This window comes from Sphingobium sp. YR768, from assembly GCF_900111125.1.
Classification (GTDB): Bacteria; Pseudomonadota; Alphaproteobacteria; order Sphingomonadales; family Sphingomonadaceae; genus Sphingobium.
Genome location: NZ_FOGE01000083.1, coordinates 1 through 1,156, shown reverse-complemented (window position 1 = coordinate 1,156; position 1,156 = coordinate 1). Strand labels below are relative to the sequence as shown.

1 protein-coding gene is annotated in these 1,156 nt (G+C 62.4%); it reads left to right on the top strand.

Features of this window, described 5'->3' with window-relative positions:
- Positions 1-73 precede the first annotated feature (73 nt).
- Positions 74-1,156, top strand: coding sequence for an IS630 family transposase (locus BMX92_RS26725; RefSeq protein ID WP_093022784.1), 1,083 nt, complete (start codon positions 74-76; stop codon positions 1,154-1,156).

The window sequence follows — 1,156 nt, the reverse complement described above, 5'->3', positions numbered from 1 at the left end:
CTAGTGGATTGACCGGAACAAAAGAGTCCGAGGGGGGATTCCCATCGGCTTGCTGGCGTGCGAGTCTGAGAGGATGCGCGATGGCATCACTTTCACCTTGTCCGCCGCCGACCGTCAGCGATTGTGCGACATTACAGCGGCCCCGCAGAGCCCGCAGAAGCACGTTTGGCGGGCCCGTATTGTGCTGCTGAGCGGCGATGGTCTGGGTACCTCGGCGATCATGGCCGCGACGGGCAAGTCCAAGACCTGCGTCTGGCGATGGCAGGAACGCTTCATGAACGAAGGCGTCGAGGGTCTGCTTCGCGATAAATCCCGTCCGCCCGGCAAGGCGCCGATCCCGCCCACGCATGTCGCCGAGATCGTCCGCCTGACGCATGAGCCGCCCCCGCACGAGGCGACCCACTGGACGGTGCGCGCCATGGCGAAGGTGGCTGGCGTTGCCGCCTCGACGGTGCAGGCGATCTGGAAGGCGCACGGTCTCAGCCCGCACCGCTGGCGCAGCTTCAAGCTGTCGAACGACCCGGCGTTTGCCGAGAAGCTCACCGAAATCGTCGGCCTCTATGTCGATCCGCCGGCTCATGCGGTGGTGCTGTCCGTCGATGAGAAGTCGCAAATCCAGGCGCTCGACCGCACCCAGCCCGGCCTGCCGATGAAGAAGGGCCGCGCAGGCACCATGACCCATGATTACAAGCGGCACGGCACGACCACGCTGTTCGCCGCTCTCAATGTGCTGGACGGAACGGTCATCGGGCAGAACATGCAGCGCCATCGTCATCAGGAGTTCATCCGTTTCCTCAACCGTATCGAGCGCGAAGTGCCGGCGGACAAAGCGATCCACGTGATCCTCGACAACTATGCGACACACAAAAAGGACAAGGTCCAGCAATGGCTCGCCCGCCATCCGCGCTGGACCTTCCATTTCACGCCAACCTCCAGCTCATGGCTCAATGCCGTCGAGGGCTTCTTCGCCAAGCTGACCCGACGCCGGCTCAAACACGGGGTCTTCCATTCCCTCGTCGATCTCCAGGCCGCCATCAATCGATTCATCCGCGAATACAACGCCGCAAACCCCAAACCCTTCATCTGGAAAGCCAATCCCGACGACATCATCGCAGCCCGAAACCGAGGGTTCCAAACGTTGGAATCAATCCACTAG